Here is a 4126-nt window from a genome sequence, read left to right on the forward strand (position 1 = left end):
GGCGCTCCGTGCGCGAACTGTTCACGAGAAGCCGGGTCATGGGCTGCGTCAGATAGACACGGTGTATGGCCATGCTGCCTCCACCTGCTCCCGGGCAGCTCCCGGTCGAGCACTCGCAACCGCCGAGCGGCCCGCCCCGCCGGTCGCGTCGGCGTGTCGCCACCTTGCTCATCAGTGTCGGTGTCATCGCGTGGCTCGGTGGCCTCGGCGGCGCGCTCCTGGGGAACCAGGTCGCCGACTGGCTCGACGACCCACCGCGTCGATCGTCGGAGCAACCGATCGATGTCGCCGCGCCGCGACCCGGGTTCGAGAACCGCATCGATGTCGCGATGGTCACCGAGTACGTCGCACCTTCCACGGTCACGGTGTCGGCGGACGTGGGCGGCGGGGTGTCGCTGGGGACCGGCGTGGTCATCTCCGCGGATGGCGAGATCTTGACGAATGCGCATGTCGTCGAGGGTGCCGACGAGGTGCGAGTGCGTCTGGCCGGTGAGTCCGAACCGCGCGAGGTCACCGTGCTGGCAGCCGATCGGGGCAACGACCTGGCGCTCCTGCGGATGGCCGGCGACGGCTTCGCTCCGGCAACGTTCGCTGACCCCGGCAGTGTTCGGATCGGCGACGACGTGATGGCGATCGGCTTCGCGCTCGGCCTCGACGGCGAGCCGTCGGTGACGCTCGGAATCGTTTCGGCGATGAACCGCAGCGTCGGCCAGGGCGACCTCTACCTGGACGGGCTGATCCAGACCGACGCCGCGATCTCATCGGGCAACTCGGGTGGCCCACTGGTGAATGCCGCGGGCGAGGTGGTCGGGATCAACACCGCCGTGGCACGCGACACGGCGGTCTTCACGGCGACCAACGTCGGTTTCGCGATCTCGGTCGGCGAGGCACTCCCGGTGATCGAAGCGCTGCGCGATCAGGCCGACGGCGAAGTTCGACAAGAGGCGTTTCTCGGCGTGGGTCTGGAGGATCGGCGAGACGGCGGCCAGGGCGTGATCGTGACCGACGTCGAACCCGACACGCCCGCGGAGGAGATCGGCGTCGCGGTGGGCGACCTGATCGTCGCCGTCGACGGATCGGTCACCGACGGGTCGTCCGCGCTGATCGCCGCGATCCGTGACAAGCAACCCGGCGACAGCGTCACGGTCGCCGTGGTCCGAGGGTCCGAGTCACTCGAGTTCGACGTCGTCCTCACCGACCGCCCCGAGTAGATGTTCATCGGTGCCGGTCACCGACGCGCGATTTCGGCGATCTACGGTGCCCGACATGGATGACGTACTGCTCGGAGCACACCGACCGTTCGGGTATGGCTACTGGCCGCTCCCGGACGACGACCCCGGAGTCGCGGTGCAGCGCGAGCCGGTCCGACTCGTGTCACCCGACGGCGGACTCGTCCGTGGCGTGCTGTGGACGCCGCCGGTCGGCACGCCGTGGAAGACCGCGGTCATCCTCTCCCACCCCCGAGGTGACTTCAGCGTGCACTACGCGTGCCCACTCCTCGCAGCGGCCGGGTACGCGGTGCTCGGCTTCGGCACGCGGTACATGAACAACGACACCGATTGCCTCCACGAGAAGTGCATCACCGACGTGCAGACCGCCCACGACGAGATGGTTCGTCGCGGTGCCGAGGCCGTCGTGCTCCTCGGGAACTCGGGTGGGGGATCACTGATGGCGATGGCGAACGCCGAACTCGGTATCGGCGACGGGTGGATCGGGATGGCGGCGCATCCGGGCGAGGGGGTGTTCATGCTGCAGGTGATCGATCCCTCGGTCGCCGACGAAGGCGACCCGTTCTCGACCGTTCCCGAACTCGACATGTACCACCCCGACAACGGCTGGCGACCGTGGCCCGAGCCATGTTCGTACGACCCGGCGTGGGTCGACACCTACCGAGCGGCGCAGCGCGACCGCGTCGCCCGACTCGATGCGATCGCCAAGGCATCGATCGCCGATGCGACGGCGATGGTCCCCACGCTGAAGGCCATGGACGGTGCCAGCGATCCGCTCGCGTACCGAGACGCGCGCCGGCGCGCGGTGTTCACGAAGTACCTGACGATCTATCGCACGCTCGCCGACCCGGCCTACCTCGACCTGTCGATCGATCCCGACGACCGGGCGCTGGGGTCGCTGTTCGCGTTCCCCGATCCGTTCGACGCGAACTACGGCCGCGGCGGCCTCGCACGGACGATGACCGCGCGTGGATGGCTCAGCACCTGGTCGGGCCTGTCGAGCGGAGCGAAACTCGCCGACACGATGCCACAGGTGACCGTCCCGACCCTGCTGATCCACCCGACCGCCGACACCGAGATCCGCGTGTGGCAGGCCGAGGAGATCGTTGCAGCGGCTGGGGCGGAGGACGTGACCTACATCGAGATGAAGGGGGCGCTGCACTATCTGGAGGGCGATCGCCCGGAAGCGCTGCAGCACGTCGCCGACTGGCTGGCGAAACGGTTTCCGTGACCTTCGGGGTCGGTCATCGATCCCCGGCCTAGCCTGCCGTCCGTGGTCGACGAGGTGACACCCGGAACAGACCCGAGCCCCGAACACGCGTCACGCGAGGGATCCGACCCGTCGCGCGACGGCGGCGGGCCGCTTGCGGGGTGGCTGGCGATCGCCTTGGTGACGGGCACGTCGGCGGCGGTGCTCGTGCTCGAGATCCTCGCCGGACGTCTGCTCGCTCCGTACGTGGGCGTCAGCCTCGAGACGTTCACCGGGATCATCGGAACGATCCTCGCCGGGATTGCGGTGGGCGCCTGGGCCGGGGGAGTGGCCGCTGATCACATCGATCCGCGACGGCTGCTGCCCATGCTGCTCGTCGTCGGAGGCGCGCTGGCGATCGCGACGATTCCGATCGTTCGCATCCTGGGAGAGGGAAGCGGATCCGGCGGCGGCGCTCGGATCCTGGTGCTCACGGCGTGCGGATTCCTGCCGTCGGCAACGGTGTTGAGTGCGGTGCCGCCCGCGGTGATCAAACTGCAGCTGCGCGACCTGGCGTCGACGGGCACCACCGTCGGTCGACTGTCGGCGTGGAGCACCGCCGGTGCGTTGTTCGGCACGTTCTTCACCGGTTTCGTGCTGGTGTCGACCGCGGGTGTCACGACCTTGATCGTGGCCGTCGGCCTGTTGTTGATGGTGGCGGGAGTCGCGATGTGGCTGGTCGGTCGGCTCGCATCGACCACCGAGATGCTGAGCGTCGGCGGGCTGGCGGCGGTCGCGCTCGTCGGTGTCGTCGCGGTCGATTCGCCGTGTGAGACGCAGACGGCCTACTACTGCCTGACGGTCGTGGAGGATCCCGACGTCGCATCGGGTCGGACGCTCGTGCTGGACGATCTCCGGCACAGCTACGTCGACCTCGACGATCCGACGCGACTGGAGTTCTGGTACATCCGCCGGATCGTCGACGCGATCGAGGTGCAGACCGCGGACTCCGACGCGCCGATCGACGCGGTGTACCTGGGCGGGGGAGCGTTCACCGTCCCCCGCTACGTCCGGGCCACCCGACCGGGCAGTGATCAGACCATCCTCGAGATCGACGGCGATCTCGTGGAGGTGGTGGAGGACGAGATCGACTTCGATCCCGGTGACGACGTCGAGATCATCGTCGGCGATGGACGACTGTCGATGGCGGACATCGGGACCGACTCGGCCGACGTCGTCGTCGGTGATGCGTTCGGCAGTCGGGCGGTGCCGTTCCACCTCGCGACCGAGGAGTTCCTGGCCGACGCCGCCCGGGTCGTCCGTCCGGACGGGATCTATGTCGCCAACATCATCGACGGCGCGAGCGAGGACTTCCTCCGCGCCGAGACCGCCACGATCGCCCGGGTGTTCGACCATGTGGCGTTGATCCGTGGGCCGGGAATCGTCAACGGTGTCAACGGCAACTCCGCCGTCGTCGCGAGCGCCTCGCCGCTCGACATCGAGGCGCTCGAGGCGCGGCTCGATGCCGATGTCGATCCAGGCGGCTCCGACGATCCCGATCGAGTCGTCGGCGAACTCCTCGCGGGTGCCGAACTCGCCGAGTACCTCGACGGGGCGACGATCCTCACCGACGACTACGCCCCCGTCGACCAGCTCATCGCCGGCACCGTCTGAGCCGGCGTTCTCGTGAACAGTTCGCGCACGGAGC

General features: G+C 68.8%; 3 protein-coding genes. All 3 read left to right on the forward strand.

Translation table 11 applies throughout. The features are described from left to right. Positions 1-71 precede the first annotated feature (71 nt). From ON45_RS20095 to ON45_RS20105, 3 genes are read left to right on the forward strand one after another with little or no spacing between them, the layout of a single operon-like run. On the forward strand, positions 72-1211 hold the full coding sequence (locus ON45_RS20095; protein ID WP_158412549.1) for a S1C family serine protease: 1140 nt from the start codon (positions 72-74) through the stop codon (positions 1209-1211). 55 nt (positions 1212-1266) lie between these two features. Beyond that, positions 1267-2460 carry an alpha/beta fold hydrolase gene (locus ON45_RS20100; RefSeq protein ID WP_051063483.1) on the forward strand — a complete coding sequence of 398 codons (1194 nt, stop codon included), beginning with the start codon at positions 1267-1269 and terminating at the stop codon, positions 2458-2460. Positions 2461-2502: 42 nt separating this feature from the next. Beyond that, positions 2503-4092, forward strand: coding sequence for a fused MFS/spermidine synthase (locus ON45_RS20105; RefSeq protein ID WP_083915198.1), 1590 nt, complete (start codon positions 2503-2505; stop codon positions 4090-4092). The last annotated feature ends 34 nt before the right edge of the window (positions 4093-4126 follow it).

Origin of the sequence: Ilumatobacter nonamiensis YM16-303, assembly GCF_000350145.1 — a bacterium.
GTDB classification, from domain to species: Bacteria; Actinomycetota; Acidimicrobiia; order Acidimicrobiales; family Ilumatobacteraceae; genus Ilumatobacter_A; species Ilumatobacter_A nonamiensis.